We start from the raw sequence: 16,580 nt of genomic DNA, 5'->3' as shown, positions 1-16,580 counted from the left end.
CAGGCGGCCGCCGCGGCTCAGTTGGGCAGGAGGCCGTTCTCGGTGAGCAGCCCCCGGACCTCCTCCAGGGAGGCCCCCTCCTCGGGGAGGATCAGGTCGGACGGCTCCAGGGAGTCGTCCGGCAGGGGCTCGCCCAGCTCGCGGATCGCGGCCAGCAGGGCGCCGAAGGTGGTGCGGAAGGCCTGCTCGTCGCCCTTCTCCACGGCTGCGAGCAGTGCCTCGTCGAGCTCCTCGAGCCGCGGGAAGGCGCTGTCTGCGATCCTGCGCTGTCCCTCTTCCATGATCCGGACGATCATCGGGGCCTTCCTCTCGCTGTCCGCGGGCCCGGGGAACGGCCGTCCCCCGGGTGACGGGCCGCTACTTCTCGAACCGCGGGGCGTCCTGCCCGGCGGTGGTGCCCCTGGACTGCTGGGCCCCGCCCTGCTCTCCGCCCTCGATGGCCTGCTGGGGGGTGCCGCCGGACAGCTCGGCCTTCATCCGCTGCAGTTCCAGCTCCACGTCCGTGCCGCCGGAGAGGCGGTCCAGCTCGGCGGTGATGTCGTCCTTGTGGGTGCCAGTGGGGTCCTCCAGCGCTCCGGAGGCCAGCAGTTCGTCGATCGCACCGGCGCGGGCCTGGAGCTGCGCGGTCCTGTCCTCGGCCCGCTGGATCGCCAGGCCCACGTCGCTCATCTCCTCGGAGATGCCGGTGAAGGACTCCGCGATGCGGGTCTGCGCCTGGGCCGCGGTGTAGGTGGCCTTGATGGTCTCCTTCCTGGTGCGGAAGGCGTCCACCTTGGCCTGCAGGCGCTGCGAGGCGAGGGTGAGCTTCTCCTCCTCGGCCTGCAGCGTCCGGTGCTGGGTCTCCAGGTCCGCCACCTGCTGCTGCAGGTTGGCCCTGCGCTGCAGGGCCTCGCGGGCCAGGTCCTCGCGACCGAGCGCCAGCGCCTTGCGGCCCTGGTCCTCGCGCTTGTCGGCCTCCTTCTGCAGCTGCTGCAGCTGCAGTTCGAGCCGCTTGCGGGAGGTGGCGACGTCCGCCACCCCGCGGCGCACCTTCTGCAGCAGCTCCAGCTGCTTCTGGTACGAGTAGTCGAGGGTTTCACGCGGGTCCTCGGCCCGGTCCAGGGCCTTGTTGGCCTTCGCGCGGAAGATCATCCCCATACGCTTCATGACACCGCTCATGGGCCTCGCGCGCCCCCTTCGTCCGGGTTTCCTGCTCCAGCACCCTTACAGACCCCACAGTACGGGCCCCGGTTCCATTACCCCACCGATCGGGTGCCGACGCCCTCCTCCTCCGGGACGACCGGTGCGGCCCCGCATCCGGCCCAGGGATGAGGGCGGACCGGCTCCGATGCGGGATCGTTCCCTGCCGGACTGGGGGCCATGCCCGCGCACGACGTAATCTTTGCTGTGTGTTCCGACGTCGTTCCAAGGACGAGCAGGCCGCAACCACCACGGTGGTAGCCGAGCAGCTCCAGCAGACCCGTGACCCCCAGGCCCCCAAGGGCCGCCCGACCCCCAAGCGCAGCGAGGCAGAGTCGCTGCGCCGGGCCCGTGCGGTGACTCCGGCCAACCGCAAGGAGGCCGCCAAGCAGGCGCGTGAGCGCCGCCGGGCCGAGCTGACCAGGCAGCGCGAGGCGCTGGCCAGCGGCGACGAGCGCTACCTGCCGGTGCGCGACAAGGGCCCGGTGCGCAGGTTCGCCCGGGACTTCGTCGACGCCAAGTGGTCGGTCGCGGAGTTCTTCCTGCCGATGGCCGTGGTCATCCTGGTCCTGAGCCTGTTCCCCAGCCTCGCGGTCAAGAACGTCTCGCTGCTGCTGTGGATGGTGGTGATCGTGCTGATCGTGCTGGACTCGATCGTCTCCGGTTTCCGCCTCAAGAAGCTGCTGCGGACCCGTTTCCCGAACGAGAACCTGCGCGGCGCGGTGCCCTACGCCCTGATGCGCACGCTCCAGATGCGCCGCCTGCGCCTGCCCAAGCCGCAGGTCGAGCGCGGGGCGAAGATCTGACCGTGGCGGCTTTGGGGGAGGTCGCGGCCGAGGGGCCGCAGGAGCCGGACGCCGACGGGGGGACCGCCGCGCCCGCGGCACCGGTGCCGCCCGCCCCGGCGGGGGAGGCGCCGAACGGGGGCGTGCGCGAGGAACTGCTGGCCCGCAGGCTCGACGAGCAGATCCACGCGCGTTTCCCGGTCGGACGGCGGCTGAAGGTCCTGGACGCCGGGTGCGGGCGGGGCGGGCTCGCCCTGCGGCTGGCCCGCGCCGGCCACGAGGTGACCGGCACCGAGTCCCGCGGCGACGCGCTCGAGGCCGCGTGCGCGGCCCTGTCGGCGGAGCCGGAGGGCATCCGCGAGCGGGTCCGGTTCCTCGACGCCGCCCCCGGGGAGGCCGGGCGGCGCTTCGGCGCGGGCAGTTTCGACGTGGTGCTGTGCCACGGCGCCCTGACGGGCCCGGAGGCGGAGCCGACCGGGACCGAGGCGCTGCTGGCGTCGCTGGCCCGGGTGCTCGCCCCGGGCGGACTGCTGTCGCTGCTGGTGCCCAACGCGGACGCGCCCGCGATGCGGGCGGGCCTGTGCGGGGACTGGGACGGCGCGCTGGCCGCGCTCGACCCCGAGCGGTACGGACCGCCGGGCGGCACGGAACACGCCGCCCCGCGCCGCGAGGCGCTGGCCGGGACGCTGCGCGGCATCGGCGTGCCGCTCCACGAGTGGTACGGCGTGCAGGTCTTCACCGACCGCCTCCCCGACTGCGACGCCGGGCCGGCCCCGGAGGCCGTCCGGGAGCGGATGCTGACGGCCGAGGAGGAGGCCGGACGGCGGGACCCCTACCGGCAGGTGGCCGGCCTGCTGCACCTGTTCGGCGTCCGCGACTGACGTCCGGGCCACCGCGGCAGGCGGCCCGTGGCGGTCAGTGGCGGTCAGTGGCGGCAAACCGTAGAAACAAAAGGGTGAAACGGACAGGTTCTCTGCGTTTTGCCGCCCCGCTCCCGGCGGGACTTCGAGTGCGGGGCGCGGCGCGCCCTACCCTCGGGATCATGGAGTACCGACACCTCGGCCGCAGCGGCCTCGTCATCAGTGAAATCGCCTACGGCAACTGGCTCACCCACGGCTCCCAGGTGGAGGAGGACGCCGCGCTGGAGTGCGTGCGCGCCGCCCTGGACGCCGGGATCACCAGCTTCGACACGGCGGACGTCTACGCCAAGACCCGCGCCGAGTCCGTGCTCGGCCGCGCCCTCAAGGGCGAGCGGCGGGAGGGCCTGGAGATCTTCACCAAGGTCTACTGGCCGACCGGCCCGGGGAAGAACGACCGCGGCCTGTCCCGCAAGCACATCATGGAGTCGATCGACAACTCCCTGCGCCGCCTGCAGACCGACTACGTCGACCTCTACCAGGCCCACCGGTTCGACTCCTTCACTCCGCTGGAGGAGACCATGGAGGCGTTCGCCGACGTGGTGCACTCGGGCAAGGCCCACTACATCGGCGTCTCGGAGTGGAGCGCCGACCAGATCCGGGCCGCGCACCGGCTCGCCCGCGAGCTGCGGATCCCGCTGGTGTCCAGCCAGCCGCAGTACTCGATGCTGTGGCGGGTCATCGAGGGCGAGGTCGTGCCGACCTGCGAGGAGCTGGGCATCGGGCAGATCGTGTGGTCGCCGATCGCGCAGGGCGTGCTGAGCGGCAAGTACCTGCCCGGCGGGCAGCTGCCGGCCGGGTCCCGGGCCACCGACGACAAGGGCGGCGCCGGGATGATCGGCGGTTTCCTGCGCGACGAGGTCCTCGAGCGCGTCCAGCTGCTGAAGCCGCTGGCCGACGAGGCCGGGCTGACCATGGCCCAGTTCGCCGTGGCGTGGGTGCTGAACAACAGCAACGTCTCCGCGGCGATCGTCGGCGCCTCCCGGCCCGAGCAGGTGGCGGAGAACGCCAAGGCCGCGGGCGTGCGGCTGGACCCCGCCCTGGTGGCGAAGGCGGACGAGATCCTGGAGCCGGTCGCCGTCACCGACCCGGCCAAGACCCGGGCGCAGACGCCGAAGCAGCGTCCCTGACCCGGACTCGGCCCCGGACCAGGAGCAGGACCTGGCCGCCGCCCCGCCCCGGGCGCGGGCGCGGGGCGGCGGCCAGGGGCCGCACGCCGCCCGCCCCCGCCCGTGCGGCGGGCCGCTACTGCTCGGCGTGCATGCTCATCGGGCCGTACACCTTCGTGTCGCCGTCGTAGAGGTGCACCTGGTCGACGCCGCCCTCGAGCAGCTCCTTCCAGACCTCCCCGATCCAGGACTCCGCGTCACCCTGCGTGGTGAACTCCTCCGGCCGCACCGCCGGGGCCACCTCCGTGCCGTCGGCCTTCTCGAACCGCCACGTCCACGCCATGTCCGTCTCCCTCGAGCACCCGTTGGTCTGCCTGACGTCCGCAGCGTAGTGGGCCCCGGCGAGACCCGGGCGCCGGGACGCGAGACGATCTGACGTGTGGAACTGACTCTGCTCGGCACCGGAGGCCCCGAGGGGCTGCCCCGCCACGGCTGCCCCTGCGCCGCGTGCGCGTCCGCCGCCTCGGAGGGCGTGCGCGCCCCCGCGTCCCTGCTGGTGGACGACGCCCTGCTGCTGGACCTGACGCCGGGGCCGGCGTTCGCCGCGGCACGGGCGGGCCGCTCGCTCGGCGGCGTGCGGCACGTCCTGCTGTCCCACCCGCAGTCCGGGCCTCCGGTCGACCTGCCCCCGGGGCTGCCCGCGCCCGGCCGAACCCCGGACGGCGAGTCGCTGGTGCTGGTCAGCGGGCACCGGGTGCGCGCGGTGGCCGTCGACGCCCCGGGCACCGGCTACCGGGTGACCGGGCCGGACGGGCACACCCTGCTGTACCTGCCTCCGGGCGCGGGGCCCGCCGGGGACGCGGCCGGCGGGGACCCGTACGACCTGGTGCTGCTCGACGTCCCAGGGCGTCCCGACGCGTTGGCCCGGCTGCGCGGGGCCGGGGCGGTCACCGCGACCACCGACGTGGTGGCCGTGCACATCGACCACGACGTGCAGCCCGGCGCGGAGCTGCACCGGCGCCTGGCCGCCCTGGGGGCGCGCGCCGTCGCGGACGGCGCCACGCTGCGGGTCGGCGAGTACCACGCCGTGCCCGACCTGCCGCGCCGCACCCTGGTGCTGGGCGGGGCCCGCTCGGGCAAGTCGGTGGAGGCCGAGCGCCGGCTGTCCGCCTTCCCCTCCGTGGTCTACGTCGCCACGGCCGGGCGGCGCGACGGCGACTCGGAGTGGGACCGGCGGGTCGTGGTGCACCGCGAGCGCCGCCCGGCGTCCTGGCGGACCGTGGAGACCTGCGACCTGCTGCCGCTGCTCGCCGAGGGGGACGGCCCGCCGCTGCTCGTCGACTGCCTGGCGCTGTGGCTGACCCGCGCCATGGACGAGTGCGGGGCGTGGGACGACGAGGTGTGGTTCTCCGGCGGGGAGCGCGAACTGCGCTCCCGGACCGATTCGCTGGTCTCGGCCTGGCGCGGCACCCGCCGGACGGTGGTGGCCGTGAGCAACGAGGTGGGCGGCGGGGTCGTCCCGGCGACCTCGTCCGGCCGCCGGTTCCGCGACGAGCTGGGCCGGCTCAACGCGGCCGTCGCCGCCGAGTCGGAGCGGGTGCTGCTGGTGGTGGCGGGCCAGGTGCTGACGCTGCGTTGAGCCGACCGGCCGCCGCCGGCGGAGCGCGGTCGGCCGAGTGCGGTGGCGGACGCTGCCGGGCGGCGGTGACGCGGTAGCCTTCCGCCGATGAGCGACCTGAATCTCGACGACTTCGCCTCCCTGGTCGAACGCCCCGACGCGGGTGTCCAGCGCGACTCCGAGGAGCGCCGGCAGCGCCTGGTACCGCCCGCCGGGTCGCTCGGCAGGCTGGAGGAGCTGGGCGACTGGCTCGCCGCCGCCCAGGGGCGCTGCCCGGCAAGGCCGTTGGAGCGGGTGAAGGTCCTGCTCGTCGCCGGGGACCACGGGGTGGCGCGGCTGGGTGTCTCCGCACGCCCGGCCGGGTCCACCGCCGCCATGGTGCGCGCGGTCCTGGACGGTTCGGCCGCGGTGAACGTGATGGCCCGCCAGTTCGGTGCCCGCGTCAGGGTGCTGGACCTGTCGGTGGACGCCGACGAGGGCGCCTTCCCCCCGGCCGTCACCCGCCACCACGTGCGGCGCGGTTCCGGCCGCATCGACGTCGAGGACGCCCTCACGCCCCGGGAGGCCGAGCAGGCGTTCCGCGCCGGCATGGCGGTCGCCGACGAGGAGGCGGACTCGGGCACCGACCTGGTCCTGCTGGGGGACCTCAGCGTGGGCGGCACCACCGTGGCCGGCGTGCTGACCGCCGCGCTGTGCGGGACCGACGCCTCGGTGGTCACCGGACGCGGCTCCGGCATCGACGACCTGGCCTGGATGCGCAAGTGCGCGGCGATCCGCGACGCGCTGCGCCGGGCCCGTCCGGTCCTCGGCGACCAGTTGCAGCTGCTGGCGGCCGTCGGCGGTGCGGACTTCGCGGCGACGACCGGCTTCCTGCTGCAGGCCGCGGTGCGCAGACTGCCCGTGGTGCTGGACGGAGTGGTCTCGTCCGCCTGCGCGCTGGTCGCCCAGCGGGTGGCGTTCCGCGCGCCCGACTGGTGGCTGGCCGGCCAGTCCACGGGCGAACCGGCGCAGGCCAAGGCGCTGGACCGGCTGGCACTGGACCCGCTGCTGGACCACGGCGTGCGGCTGGGCGAGGCCACCGGCGCACTGCTGGCACTGCCGATGCTCAGGGCCGCCGCGGCCCTGGCCGCGGAACTGCCCGAGCGCCCGGAGGAACCGGAGACGCCGGAAACGCCGGAGGGACCGGAATCTCCCGGGACGCCGGAAGCCCCGGGGGAGCCGGCGGAGGACGCCGGTCCCGCGGAGGCGTCGCCGCACTGACCCACCGTCTGGCCACCGCCCGACCATCGCGCCACCACCCGCCACGGCCGCCCCACCCGCTCCGGCCGCCCCTCCTGCGCTCCCGCGGGCCACGGTGCCACGGCACCGGAGGGCATCGCTCCGGCCCCCGCGACAGCCCCCGGACGGCCCCTGCGACGGGGCCGGTAGCCTGCGCGGATGGACAGTGAGGGTACGGCGCGGGCCTCGGCCGGCGAGGGTGCGGGAAGGGCCTCGGCGGGTGAGGGGATGCGGTTCGCCTTCGGGACGCTGACGGTGCTCCGGGTGCGGCTCACCCGCTGGGACCGGGCGGCCGGGCGGGCCGGGATGCTGTGCGCACCGGCCGTGGGGGTCGCCGTGGGTGCCGCGTCCGCCGCCCTCGGCTCGGCCCTGCTGCTCCTGGGGTCGGGTCCGCTGCTGGCCGCCGTGGCGAGCACGGCCGTGCCCGCGGCGCTCACCCGGGGACTGCACCTGGACGGGCTGGCCGACACGGCCGACGGCCTGGGGAGCAACAAGCCCGCGGACGAGGCGCTGCGGATCATGAAGGCGTCCGACATCGGCCCGTTCGGCGTGCTGACCGTCGTCCTCGTCCTCCTCGCCCAGGTCGCCGCGCTGGCCGGGCTGTACGGCCGGGGGCTGCTCGCCGGGGCGTCGGCCGCCGTGGTCGCGGGGGCGGCCTCGCGGCTGGCCATGACGCTGGCCTGCCGTACCGGCGTGCCGCCCGCCCGCCGGGACGGGCTGGGCGCGGTGGTGGCCGGCGGTGTCCCGGCCGGGGCCGCGGCGGCCGTCGCCGCGGCCGTGGCCGTCCTCGCCGCCGCGGCGGGTGCGGCGGGCGCCGCGGACGCCGTGGGCGCCGTGGGCGCACTGCCGGGTGTGCTGCCGGGTGTGCTGCCGGGTGCACTGACAGGTGCGGTGCGGGGGGTGCTGGCGGTGGCGGCGGCCCTGGCCGCCGGTGAACTGCTGCTGCGGCGCTGCCGCGCACGGCTGGGCGGGGTCACCGGTGACGTTTTCGGGGCGGTGTGCGAGACGGCCGCCACCGCCGCCCTGGTCGTCTCCGCCCTGGGCTGACGGCGCCCCGCCGCGACCGCCCCGCCACCGCTCCTCCTCCAACTGCGTTGATTCACAAAGCTTCTGACGCTTCGTCGGAAAAAGACCGGTCCGGCGGAGCGTCGGGGGGTCACCGAAGGGGCGTCGTCCGCGCTCCCGCAGGACAATGGCGGCACGGCCGCTGCCTCCGACAGGGGCCGCCGCCCTGCCTGCGGGGGCGGAATACCATGCACGGGGCGCGCCCGAAGCCGCCCCGCGTCCGGAGGCAGCGCTGCCACCGGCGGCCGCGGGCTTCGCCCCGCGGTCGAGAACCGCAACGGAACAGGACCAATAAACGTGACAGCACTGACACTCAGCACCTCCTCCGCCGCGACGCTGCGCGCGGACATCGTCGTCGTGGGCGTGGCCAAGGGCGACAAGGGCCCGGTCGTGGCTCCCGGCGCCGAGAGCGTGGACCAGGCCGTCGACGGGGGGCTGGCCGCCGTCCTGGAGACCCTGGGGGCGGGCGGCGGTGAGGGCGAGGTCACCAAGCTGCCCGCACCGGCGGGCGTCAAGGCCCCGGTGGTGCTCGCGGTCGGTCTCGGCCCCGTCCCGGCCGACGGCGAGGCCTACGAGGCCGAGGCGCTGCGCCGTGCCGCCGGTGTCGCGGCCCGCTCTCTCCGCGGCACCAAGAAGGCCGCGTTCGCCCTCCCCGTCGCCGACGCCGCCGCGGTCGAGGCCGTCGGCACGGGCGTGCTGCTGGGCTCGTACGTCTTCACCGAGTACCGCACCGCGGGCAACGGCGGGAACGGGAAGAAGAAGGACAAGGCCGCCGGGGACTTTGTCAAGGCCCCCCTGGCCGAGGCCGTCGTACTGGGCGGCAAGTCGCGCGACGCCGCCTGCAAGGCAGCCGTCGAGCGCGCCACGGTCCTGGGCGAGGAGGTCAACCGCGCCCGCGACCTGATCAACACCCCGCCCAACGACCTGTACCCGGCCACCTTCGCCGAGAAGGTGCAGGCGGCGGGCAAGGAGTACGGCCTGAAGGTCGAGGTGCTGGACGAGAAGGCACTGGTCAAGGGCGGCTACGGCGGCCTCATGGGCGTCGGCGGCGGGTCGGCCAGGCAGCCGCGGCTGGTGCGGGTCTCCTACACGGCGGGGAAGAACAAGCCGTCGCTGGCCTACGTCGGCAAGGGCATCACCTACGACTCGGGCGGCATCTCGCTCAAGCCGGCCGGTCACAACGAGACCATGAAGTGCGACATGAGCGGTGCCGCGGCGGTCTTCTCCGCGGTCGTGGCCGCCGCCCGCCTGGGCCTTCCGGTCAACGTCACCGGCTGGCTGGCGCTGGCCGAGAACATGCCCTCCGGCTCGGCGACCCGCCCCGGTGACGTGCTGCGCATGTACAGCGGCAAGACGGTGGAGGTGCTCAACACCGACGCCGAGGGCCGACTGGTGCTGGCGGACGCGCTGACCCGGGCGAGCGAGGAGAAGCCGGACGCGATCGTCGACGTGGCGACGCTGACCGGCGCGATGGTGCTGGCGCTGGGCCACCGCACCTTCGGCATCATGGCCAACGACGACGACTTCCGCGCCGCGGTCCACGAGATCGCGGGCAGCGTCGGCGAGCAGGCGTGGCCGATGCCGCTGCCGGCCGACCTGCGCAAGGGCATGGACTCCGAGGTGGCCGACATCGCCAACATGGGCGAGCGGATGGGCGGCGGCCTGGTCGCCGGCCTGTTCCTGAAGGAGTTCGTCGGCGAGGGCATCACCTGGGCCCACCTGGACATCGCGGGCCCGGCGTTCAACGAGTCGGCGCCGTTCGGCTACACCCCCAAGGGCGGCACCGGATCCGCGGTGCGCACCCTGGTGGCGCTGGCCGAGCAGGCCGCGGGCGGCGAGCTGGTCTGACCCCCGGTCGCGGCGGCCGGCGGGGCACACCGTCCGGCCGCCGCACTGCCCGGCGCGGCGCGGTCCCGGCTCCCGGGCCGCGCGCCGCGCCGGCCGGTCAGCCCTTCTGCTCCCCCTGCTCCTTCTGCCGCCGGTTGTAGTCCCGCATCCGCTGCGGGTAGCCGACGACGGCCGCGTCGTAGGCGGGTATGCCGAGCTTCCCGGCCAGGGTGTGGGCGGCCCGCACGCCGGGGACCCGGCGCCTGGTCCACTCCCCGTCCCCCGCGACCAGCAGAACTGTGACCGCTGTCACAGTGGTCTGCGGTTCGACGTAGGCCTCCACTCCCCGCCGCGAGCGGGCGAAGTCGGTGAGGTGGCGTTCGCCCTCAGCGAGATCCCCGCGCCCGGCGCGGCCCGGCCGCGAACCCCCGCCTCCCCTGATCCGCCGGAACAGTCCCATTGGTCCCTCCCCCTGGTCATCCGTGACCGCGCCACTCTACGAGGACCTGCGGACACTCCGGGGTCGCCGCCGGAGGGCCCCGATTTCCTACTCGCGCGTAACCCTCCGGGGGCGTAGAACGGATTCGCCGCGGACCGGCCCGGCGTCCCGTCCGCCTCCGACAAGTGCGAAGATGTTGTCTCGGCACGACAGGGCCACCTTTACAAAAGCGCAAGCACAAGCGGCCGAATCGAAGCCGCCGCCCGGTCAACGCAAGACCGGCTCCGGCGTACCCATGCATGGAGGACGTGACGTGGCGAACGACGCCAACACCGTTTTCGACCTAGTGATCCTCGGAGGCGGTAGCGGCGGCTATGCCGCTGCCCTGCGTGCCGCTCAGCTCGGCCTGGACGTCGCCCTGATCGAGAAGGACAAGCTCGGCGGCACCTGCCTGCACCGCGGCTGCATCCCCACCAAGGCCCTGCTGCACGCGGGCGAGGTCGCCGACACCGCCCGCGAGGGCTCCGAGTTCGGCGTGATGACCTCGCTGCAGGGCATCGACATGGCCGGGGTCAACAAGTACAAGGACGGGGTCGTCTCCCGCCTGTACAAGGGCCTCCAGGGCCTGGTCTCCAGCCGCAAGATCACCTACGTGACCGGCGAGGGCCGCCTGTCCTCCCCGACGTCGGTGGACGTCAACGGCCAGCGCTACACCGGCCGCCACGTCCTGCTGGCGACCGGCTCGGTGCCCAAGTCCCTGCCGGGCCTGGCCATCGACGGCGACCGCGTCATCTCCTCCGACCACGCCCTGGTCATGGACCGCGTGCCGAAGTCGGCCGTGGTGCTCGGCGGCGGCGTGATCGGCGTGGAGTTCGCCTCCGCCTGGAAGTCCTTCGGCGTGGACGTGACCATCGTCGAGGCGCTGCCGCACCTGGTCCCGGTCGAGGACGAGAACAGCTCCAAGCTCCTCGAGCGCGCCTTCCGCAAGCGCGGCATCAACTTCTCCCTGGGCTCCCGCTTCTCCGGCGTCGAGTACACCGACTCCGGCGTGAAGGTCTCCCTGGAGAACGGCAAGACCTTCGAGGCCGAACTGCTGCTCGTGGCCGTCGGCCGCGGCCCGGTCTCCCAGGGCCTGGGCTACGAGGAGGCCGGGGTCGCCATGGACCGCGGCTACGTCCTGGTCGACGAGTACATGCAGACCAACGTGCCGACGATCTCCGCCGTCGGCGACCTCGTCCCGACCCTCCAGCTGGCCCACGTCGGCTTCGGCGAGGGCATCCTGGTCGCCGAGCGGCTGGCCGGCCTCAAGCCGGTGCCGATCGACTACGACGGCGTGCCGCGCGTGACCTACTGCAACCCCGAGGTCGCCTCCGTCGGCATCACCGAGGCCAAGGCCAAGGAGGTGTACGGCGCGGACAAGGTCGTCACCTACAAGTACAACCTCGGCGGCAACGGCAAGAGCCAGATCCTCAAGACCGCGGGCGAGATCAAGCTGGTCCAGGTCAAGGACGGCGCCGTGGTCGGCGTCCACATGGTCGGCGACCGGATGGGCGAGCAGGTGGGCGAGGCCCAGCTGATCTACAACTGGGAGGCGCTGCCCGCCGAGGTCGCGCAGCTCATCCACGCCCACCCGACCCAGAACGAGGCGATGGGCGAGGCGCACCTGGCGCTCGCGGGCAAGCCGCTGCACGCCCACGACTGACCGACGACACGCAGACGCATCGAAGATGAGCAACCAGAGGAGCAACTGAAGCAATGGCGGTTTCCGTAACCCTGCCGGCGCTCGGCGAGAGCGTGTCCGAGGGCACTGTCACCCGCTGGCTGAAGGCCGAGGGCGAGCGCGTCGAGGCCGACGAGCCGCTGCTCGAGGTGTCGACCGACAAGGTCGACACCGAGATCCCGGCCCCCGCCTCCGGCGTGCTGGCCTCGATCAAGGTCGCCGAGGACGAGACGGTGGAGGTCGGCGCAGAGCTGGCCGTCATCGACGACGGCTCCGGCGCCCCCGCCGAGGCCCCGGCCCAGGAGGCGGCCCCGGCCGCCGCCGAGCCCGAGCCCGCGCAGGCCGAGGCGGCCCCCGCCGAGGCGCCGGCCGCCCGGGCCGAGGCCCCGGCCCCGGATGCCTCCGGCGGTTCCGCCGAGGGCACCGACGTCCTCCTCCCGGCTCTGGGCGAGTCGGTCACCGAGGGCACTGTCACCCGCTGGCTGAAGCAGGTCGGCGAGGAGGTGTCGGCCGACGAGCCGCTGCTCGAGGTCTCCACCGACAAGGTCGACACCGAGATCCCGGCCCCGGCCTCCGGCACCCTGCTGGAGATCCTGGTCAACGAGGACGAGACGGCCGAGGTCGGCGCCAGGCTCGCCGTCATCGGTGCCGCCGGTGCCGCGCCGGCCGCGGCCGAGGCGCCCGCCGCCCCGGCTCCGGCTGCGGCCCCGGCCCCGGCCCCGGCCCCGGCCCCGGCCCCGGCCCCGGAGGCACCGAAGGAGGCGCCGAAGCAGGAGGCTCCCGCCCCCGCTCCGGCCACCACCCCGGCCCCGCAGGCGCCGACCGTCCCGGCTCCGCAGCAGGAGTCCGCGCCCGCCTCGTACCCGGTCCCCTCCGAGCCGGTGCCGGCCCCGGCCGCTCCCGCGCAGGCCCCGGCGGCCCCCGCCGCCGGTGCGGGCGAGGGCGCGTACGTGACCCCGCTGGTGCGCAAGCTCGCCGCCGAGAACAACGTGGACCTGTCCACGGTCAAGGGCTCGGGCGTCGGCGGCCGGATCCGCAAGCAGGACGTGCTCGCCGCCGCCGAGGCCGCCAGGGCCGCGGCCCAGGCCCCGGCCGCCGCCCCCGCGGCCAAGCAGCCGGCGCCGGTCACCCCGTCGCCGCTGCGCGGCCAGACGGTGAAGATGACCCGTGTGCGCAAGGCCATCGCCAAGCACATGGTCGAGTCGCTGAAGGTGTCGGCGCAGCTGACCACCGTGATCGAGGTGGACGTCACCCGCGTCATGCGGCTGCGGGAGCAGGCCAAGGCCGGCTTCCTGGCGCGCGAGGGCGTCAAGCTCTCCCCGATGCCGTTCTTCGTCAAGGCCGCGGCCGAGGCGCTGAAGGTCCACCCGATCGTCAACGCCAAGGTCAACGACGACGACACGATCACCTACCACGACGTCGAGAACATCGGCATCGCGGTGGACACGGACAAGGGCCTGTTCGTCCCGGTCATCCACGGCGCGGGCGACCTCAACCTCGCCGGCATCGCCAAGAAGACCGCGGACCTGGCGGCCCGCACCCGCGACGGCGGCCTCAAGCCGGACGAGCTGGCGGGCGGCACCTTCACGGTGACCAACACCGGTTCGCGCGGCGCGCTGTTCGACACCCCGATCCTCAACCAGCCGCAGGTCGGCATGCTGGGCATCGGGGCGACGGTCAAGCGTCCGGTCGTGGTCACCCACCCGGAGCTGGGCGAGACCATCGCGATCCGCGACATGGTCTACCTGGCCCTGACCTACGACCACCGCATCGTGGACGGCGCCGACGCGGCCCGCTTCCTGGGCACCGTCAAGGCCCGCCTGGAGGAGGGCGCCTTCGAGGGCGACCTCGGCCTGTAGGGCCTGTAGGGTACGCACACCCAAGGGCACAGCACAGCGCCCCCGGTTCCGGCTTCCTGAGCCGGCGGCCGGGGGCGCTGCCGTATCCACCGCAGGAGGCCCCGTATGCGCGCTGCGCGGCTGATCCACCTCGTCCTGCTGCTCCAGGCACGGGGCTCCATGACGGGCACCGAGCTGGCCAGGGAGCTGGAGGTGTCCGAGCGCACCGTCGCCCGGGACGCGGCGGCCCTGTCCGAGGCCGGGGTGCCGGTGTACGCGGAGCGGGGCCGCGCCGGCGGCTACCGGCTCGTGGACGGCTACCGCACCCGGCTGACCGGGCTGGGCAGGACCGAGGCGGAGGCGCTGTTCCTGTCCGGGGTGCCGCAGGCGCTGCGGGAGATGGGCCTGGCCGACGTCGCCTCGGCGGCCCGGCTGAAGGTGACGGCCGCGCTGCTGCCGGACCTGCGCGACGCCCCGTCGAGCGCGGCCCGGCGGTTCCACCTGGACGCCCCCGGCTGGTTCAACGAGCCCCGCACGCCCGAGCTGCTGCCGGCGCTGGCGCGGGCCGTGTGGGACGACCGGTGCGTGTCGGCCTCCTACCGGAGCGGCGGGCGCGAGGTGGTGCGGGACCTGGAGCCGTACGGGCTCGTCCTCAAGGCCGGGGTGTGGTACCTGGTGGCGCGCCGCGCGGTGCAGTGGCGGGTGTACCGGGTGGACCGGTTCACCGCCGTGACGGCGTACGGGGAGCCGTTCGTGAGGGACCCGGACTTCGACCTGCCGGAGTTCTGGGCGCAGCGGGCGGAGGAGTTCAACCGGTCGCTGCTGAGGGAGCGGGTGGTGGTGCGGCTGACCGCCGAGGGGGCCCGCCTGCTGCCGTACGTCACCGACCGGGCGGCGGCACACGAGGCGCTGGCGGAGGCGGGCGACCCGGACGGGCGGGGCCGGGTGACCGTGGACCTGCCCGTCGAGAGCGAGGAGGTGGCGTTCTCCCAGCTGCTGGGGCTGGGCCCGGAGGCAGAGGTTCTGGAGCCGGCCGGGCTGCGCGAGCGGTTCGCCCGGGCGGCCGACCGCATGCGGGAGAACTACCGCTGAGCGGCCCGGGCCGCGGCGGTGCGCGATGCGCACTGCGCGGCGCGCCGCCGCAGCCCGGGCGGGGAACCGGGCCGGGGCCCGGCGCGGGGTCTACCGGTAGCCGGTGTCGTCCGCGGGCTTGCCCGCCTCGGTGACCTCGACCATGTAGCGCCAGGCGTCGGGGCGGGTGCCGTCGGTGTCGGTGAAACCGTAGACCTGCGCCAGTCCGCCGCTGGACAGGGACTGCCCGTTCCAGCGGGCGCGGTCGGGGTCGGCGGCCAGGGCCGCGACGGCGCGTCCGACGTAGGCCGGGGACTCGGAGCTGCAGAAGTGCGGTTCCTGCTTCGTGGCCTCGCGCCAGTTCTCCTCGGTGACGTGGAACGCCTCCTCCAGCATGGCTTCCGAGCGCATCCAGCCGGGGGTGAGGGCGACGGCGGTGCAGCCGTACTCCTTGAGTTCCTCGGCCAGGCCGAAGGCCATGCGGATCGGCGCGTTCTTGGCCAGGTCGTAGAAGAAGGGCTTGCGGTAGCGGGTGCCGTTGTACTCCGCGGTGCCGTCGGTCATCTCCACGACCAGGCCGCCGGGGCGGCGGATCAGCAGCGGCAGGGCCGCGTGGCTGGTGACGAGGTGGGTCTCGACGCCCAGGCGCAGGGAGCGCAGGCCCTTGGCGAGGTCGTGCTCCCACAGGGGCTTGTCCCACTCGGTGAGCGGGTCCCCGCCCCAGATGTCGTTGACCAGGACGTCCAGGCGTCCGTGGTCGCGGTCGATCCGTTCGACGAGGGCGCGCACCTGCGCGGGGTCGAGGTGGTCGGTGGGCACGGCGATGCCCTGCCCGCCGGCGGCGGTGACCAGGTCGGCGGTCTCCTCGACGGTCTCGGGGCGGTTCATCTCCGAGCGGCGTGCGGCGGTGGTGCGTCCGGTGACGTAGACGACCGAGCCGAGGGCGCCGAGCTCCACGGCGATGGCCCGGCCGCCGCCGCGGGTCGCTCCGGCGACCAGGGCGACGCGCGGCGTACTGGTGGTGTCGCTGGTGTTCATGGGACGAGGATCCCCGGGAAACCCGACATCTTCTGTCGGGTTTCCCGAAGGATTCCGGGCGGCGGCGGAAGGGGCGCCGGAGGGCCCCGTGCGGCGCGGACGACGTGCGGCGACCCGTCCCAGGGCCGATGCTGGAGCGGTGATGGACGAGACGGAGTTCTGGGAGATCGTCGACAGCACCCGGGAGGCCGCGGGCGGCGACCCCGAGGAGCAGACGGACCTGCTGGTCGGGCGCCTGCTGAAGCTGGACCCGGAGTCCGTCCTCGACTTCGCCCGGCAGTTCGCCGTCCGCTACCGCCGGGCGTACACCTGGGACCTGTGGGGGGCGGCGGCGGTGATGCTCGACGGGGCCAGCGACGACGCCTTCGACTCCTTCCGCAGCTGGCTCGTCTCGCGCGGGCGCCGCGTCTACGAGGGCGCCGTGCACGAGCCGGACCGGCTGGCCGAGCTGGTGCCGGACTTCGACCCCGAGACCGACGGCGAGGCCGAGGAGTTCGGCTACGCCGCCGACGAGGCGTACGAGCAGCTGACCGGCGAGCCGCTGCCCGACACCGGCGACCGGGAGCCCGAGGAACCCGAGGGCGAGGTCGTGGACTTCGAGGACGAGATCGCCCTGGCCGACCGCTTCCCCCGCCTGTGGGAGCGGTTCAGCGGCTGACCGCCGCCCGCTCCCCCGGCCCCCGACCCCGGCCCCGG

16 protein-coding genes are annotated in these 16,580 nt (G+C 74.6%); 11 read left to right on the top strand and 5 right to left on the bottom strand.

Features of this window, described 5'->3' with window-relative positions:
- Window positions 1–17: 17 nt before the first annotated feature.
- The gene (locus GQS52_RS20550) at window positions 18–296 is read right to left on the bottom strand and encodes a hypothetical protein (protein ID WP_182314823.1); all 279 of its coding nucleotides are present in this window, start codon (window positions 294–296) and stop codon (window positions 18–20) included.
- A 61-nt stretch (window positions 297–357) separates the two neighbouring features.
- Window positions 358–1,158, bottom strand: coding sequence for a PspA/IM30 family protein (locus GQS52_RS20545; RefSeq protein WP_182314822.1), 801 nt, complete (start codon window positions 1,156–1,158; stop codon window positions 358–360).
- A 230-nt stretch (window positions 1,159–1,388) separates the two neighbouring features.
- Here GQS52_RS20545 and GQS52_RS20540 point away from each other — a divergent pair, with 230 nt between their 5' ends.
- From GQS52_RS20540 to GQS52_RS20530, 3 genes are all read left to right on the top strand, one after another.
- Window positions 1,389–1,985 carry a DUF3043 domain-containing protein gene (locus GQS52_RS20540; protein WP_182314821.1) on the top strand — a complete coding sequence of 199 codons (597 nt, stop codon included), beginning with the start codon at window positions 1,389–1,391 and terminating at the stop codon, window positions 1,983–1,985.
- 2 nt (window positions 1,986–1,987) lie between these two features.
- Window positions 1,988–2,845 carry a methyltransferase domain-containing protein gene (locus tag GQS52_RS20535; protein ID WP_346268255.1) on the top strand — a complete coding sequence of 286 codons (858 nt, stop codon included), beginning with the start codon at window positions 1,988–1,990 and terminating at the stop codon, window positions 2,843–2,845.
- A gap of 161 nt (window positions 2,846–3,006) precedes the next feature.
- Entirely contained in the window at window positions 3,007–4,011 is a 1,005-nt protein-coding gene (locus tag GQS52_RS20530; RefSeq protein ID WP_182314820.1) for an aldo/keto reductase family protein, read from the top strand.
- A 115-nt stretch (window positions 4,012–4,126) separates the two neighbouring features.
- Here GQS52_RS20530 and GQS52_RS20525 read toward each other — a convergent pair whose 3' ends face one another.
- Window positions 4,127–4,333, bottom strand: a complete 207-nt coding sequence (locus GQS52_RS20525) for a hypothetical protein (RefSeq protein WP_182314819.1) — start codon at window positions 4,331–4,333, stop codon at window positions 4,127–4,129.
- Window positions 4,334–4,429: 96 nt separating this feature from the next.
- On the opposite strand from GQS52_RS20525, the gene GQS52_RS20520 reads away from it, so the two are divergent.
- The 4 genes from GQS52_RS20520 to GQS52_RS20505 all read left to right on the top strand — a co-directional run bounded on the left by GQS52_RS20520 (window position 4,430) and on the right by GQS52_RS20505 (window position 9,799).
- Window positions 4,430–5,629: a bifunctional adenosylcobinamide kinase/adenosylcobinamide-phosphate guanylyltransferase gene (locus GQS52_RS20520; protein WP_182314818.1), complete on the top strand. Its 1,200-nt coding sequence runs from the start codon at window positions 4,430–4,432 to the stop codon at window positions 5,627–5,629.
- An 87-nt stretch (window positions 5,630–5,716) separates the two neighbouring features.
- Window positions 5,717–6,868, top strand: coding sequence for a nicotinate-nucleotide--dimethylbenzimidazole phosphoribosyltransferase (cobT, locus tag GQS52_RS20515; protein WP_182314817.1), 1,152 nt, complete (start codon window positions 5,717–5,719; stop codon window positions 6,866–6,868).
- Window positions 6,869–7,045: 177 nt separating this feature from the next.
- Window positions 7,046–7,933 (top strand): adenosylcobinamide-GDP ribazoletransferase, encoded by an 888-nt coding sequence (locus tag GQS52_RS20510; protein ID WP_182314816.1) that lies wholly within the window; start codon window positions 7,046–7,048, stop codon window positions 7,931–7,933.
- Window positions 7,934–8,248: 315 nt separating this feature from the next.
- A complete protein-coding gene (locus GQS52_RS20505) occupies window positions 8,249–9,799 on the top strand; it encodes a leucyl aminopeptidase (RefSeq protein WP_182314815.1) in 1,551 nt (516 codons plus the stop codon).
- Between the two features lie 97 nt (window positions 9,800–9,896).
- Here the strand turns inward: GQS52_RS20505 and GQS52_RS20500 are convergent, their stop codons facing one another.
- Window positions 9,897–10,238 carry an oxidoreductase gene (locus GQS52_RS20500; RefSeq protein WP_182314814.1) on the bottom strand — a complete coding sequence of 114 codons (342 nt, stop codon included), beginning with the start codon at window positions 10,236–10,238 and terminating at the stop codon, window positions 9,897–9,899.
- Window positions 10,239–10,530: 292 nt separating this feature from the next.
- Between GQS52_RS20500 and lpdA the strand changes: the two genes are divergently transcribed.
- From lpdA to GQS52_RS20485, 3 genes are all read left to right on the top strand, one after another.
- Window positions 10,531–11,919 (top strand): dihydrolipoyl dehydrogenase, encoded by a 1,389-nt coding sequence (lpdA, locus tag GQS52_RS20495; protein ID WP_182314813.1) that lies wholly within the window; start codon window positions 10,531–10,533, stop codon window positions 11,917–11,919.
- Between the two features lie 53 nt (window positions 11,920–11,972).
- Window positions 11,973–13,796 (top strand): 2-oxoglutarate dehydrogenase, E2 component, dihydrolipoamide succinyltransferase, encoded by a 1,824-nt coding sequence (sucB, locus tag GQS52_RS20490; protein ID WP_182314812.1) that lies wholly within the window; start codon window positions 11,973–11,975, stop codon window positions 13,794–13,796.
- A 105-nt stretch (window positions 13,797–13,901) separates the two neighbouring features.
- Window positions 13,902–14,867, top strand: coding sequence for a YafY family protein (locus GQS52_RS20485; protein ID WP_182314811.1), 966 nt, complete (start codon window positions 13,902–13,904; stop codon window positions 14,865–14,867).
- 90 nt (window positions 14,868–14,957) lie between these two features.
- Here the strand turns inward: GQS52_RS20485 and GQS52_RS20480 are convergent, their stop codons facing one another.
- Complete coding sequence (locus tag GQS52_RS20480; RefSeq protein WP_182314810.1) at window positions 14,958–15,884, bottom strand: SDR family oxidoreductase; 927 nt, start codon at window positions 15,882–15,884, stop codon at window positions 14,958–14,960.
- 142 nt (window positions 15,885–16,026) lie between these two features.
- Between GQS52_RS20480 and GQS52_RS20475 the strand changes: the two genes are divergently transcribed.
- Window positions 16,027–16,542, top strand: a complete 516-nt coding sequence (locus tag GQS52_RS20475) for a DUF4240 domain-containing protein (protein ID WP_182314809.1) — start codon at window positions 16,027–16,029, stop codon at window positions 16,540–16,542.
- The last annotated feature ends 38 nt before the right edge of the window (window positions 16,543–16,580 follow it).

The sequence above is a fragment of the Streptomyces sp. SCUT-3 genome, assembly GCF_014083985.1.
In the GTDB taxonomy this organism is placed as follows: domain Bacteria; phylum Actinomycetota; class Actinomycetes; order Streptomycetales; family Streptomycetaceae; genus Streptomyces_H; species Streptomyces_H thermolineatus.
The sequence above is the reverse complement of the archived record's forward strand: the minus strand, read 5'-3'. Positions and strand labels throughout refer to the sequence as shown.

Coding starts and splice junctions, on each gene's coding strand:
- GQS52_RS20550 (WP_182314823.1), bottom strand. CDS start 296: ATGATCGTCCGGATCATGGAAGAGGGACAGCGCAGGATCGCAGACAGC.
- GQS52_RS20545 (WP_182314822.1), bottom strand. CDS start 1,158: ATGAGCGGTGTCATGAAGCGTATGGGGATGATCTTCCGCGCGAAGGCC.
- GQS52_RS20530 (WP_182314820.1), top strand. CDS start 3,007: ATGGAGTACCGACACCTCGGCCGCAGCGGCCTCGTCATCAGTGAAATC.
- GQS52_RS20525 (WP_182314819.1), bottom strand. CDS start 4,333: ATGGCGTGGACGTGGCGGTTCGAGAAGGCCGACGGCACGGAGGTGGCC.
- cobT (WP_182314817.1), top strand. CDS start 5,717: ATGAGCGACCTGAATCTCGACGACTTCGCCTCCCTGGTCGAACGCCCC.
- GQS52_RS20510 (WP_182314816.1), top strand. CDS start 7,046: ATGGACAGTGAGGGTACGGCGCGGGCCTCGGCCGGCGAGGGTGCGGGA.
- GQS52_RS20500 (WP_182314814.1), bottom strand. CDS start 10,238: ATGGGACTGTTCCGGCGGATCAGGGGAGGCGGGGGTTCGCGGCCGGGC.
- sucB (WP_182314812.1), top strand. CDS start 11,973: ATGGCGGTTTCCGTAACCCTGCCGGCGCTCGGCGAGAGCGTGTCCGAG.
- GQS52_RS20485 (WP_182314811.1), top strand. CDS start 13,902: ATGCGCGCTGCGCGGCTGATCCACCTCGTCCTGCTGCTCCAGGCACGG.
- GQS52_RS20480 (WP_182314810.1), bottom strand. CDS start 15,884: ATGAACACCAGCGACACCACCAGTACGCCGCGCGTCGCCCTGGTCGCC.
- GQS52_RS20475 (WP_182314809.1), top strand. CDS start 16,027: ATGGACGAGACGGAGTTCTGGGAGATCGTCGACAGCACCCGGGAGGCC.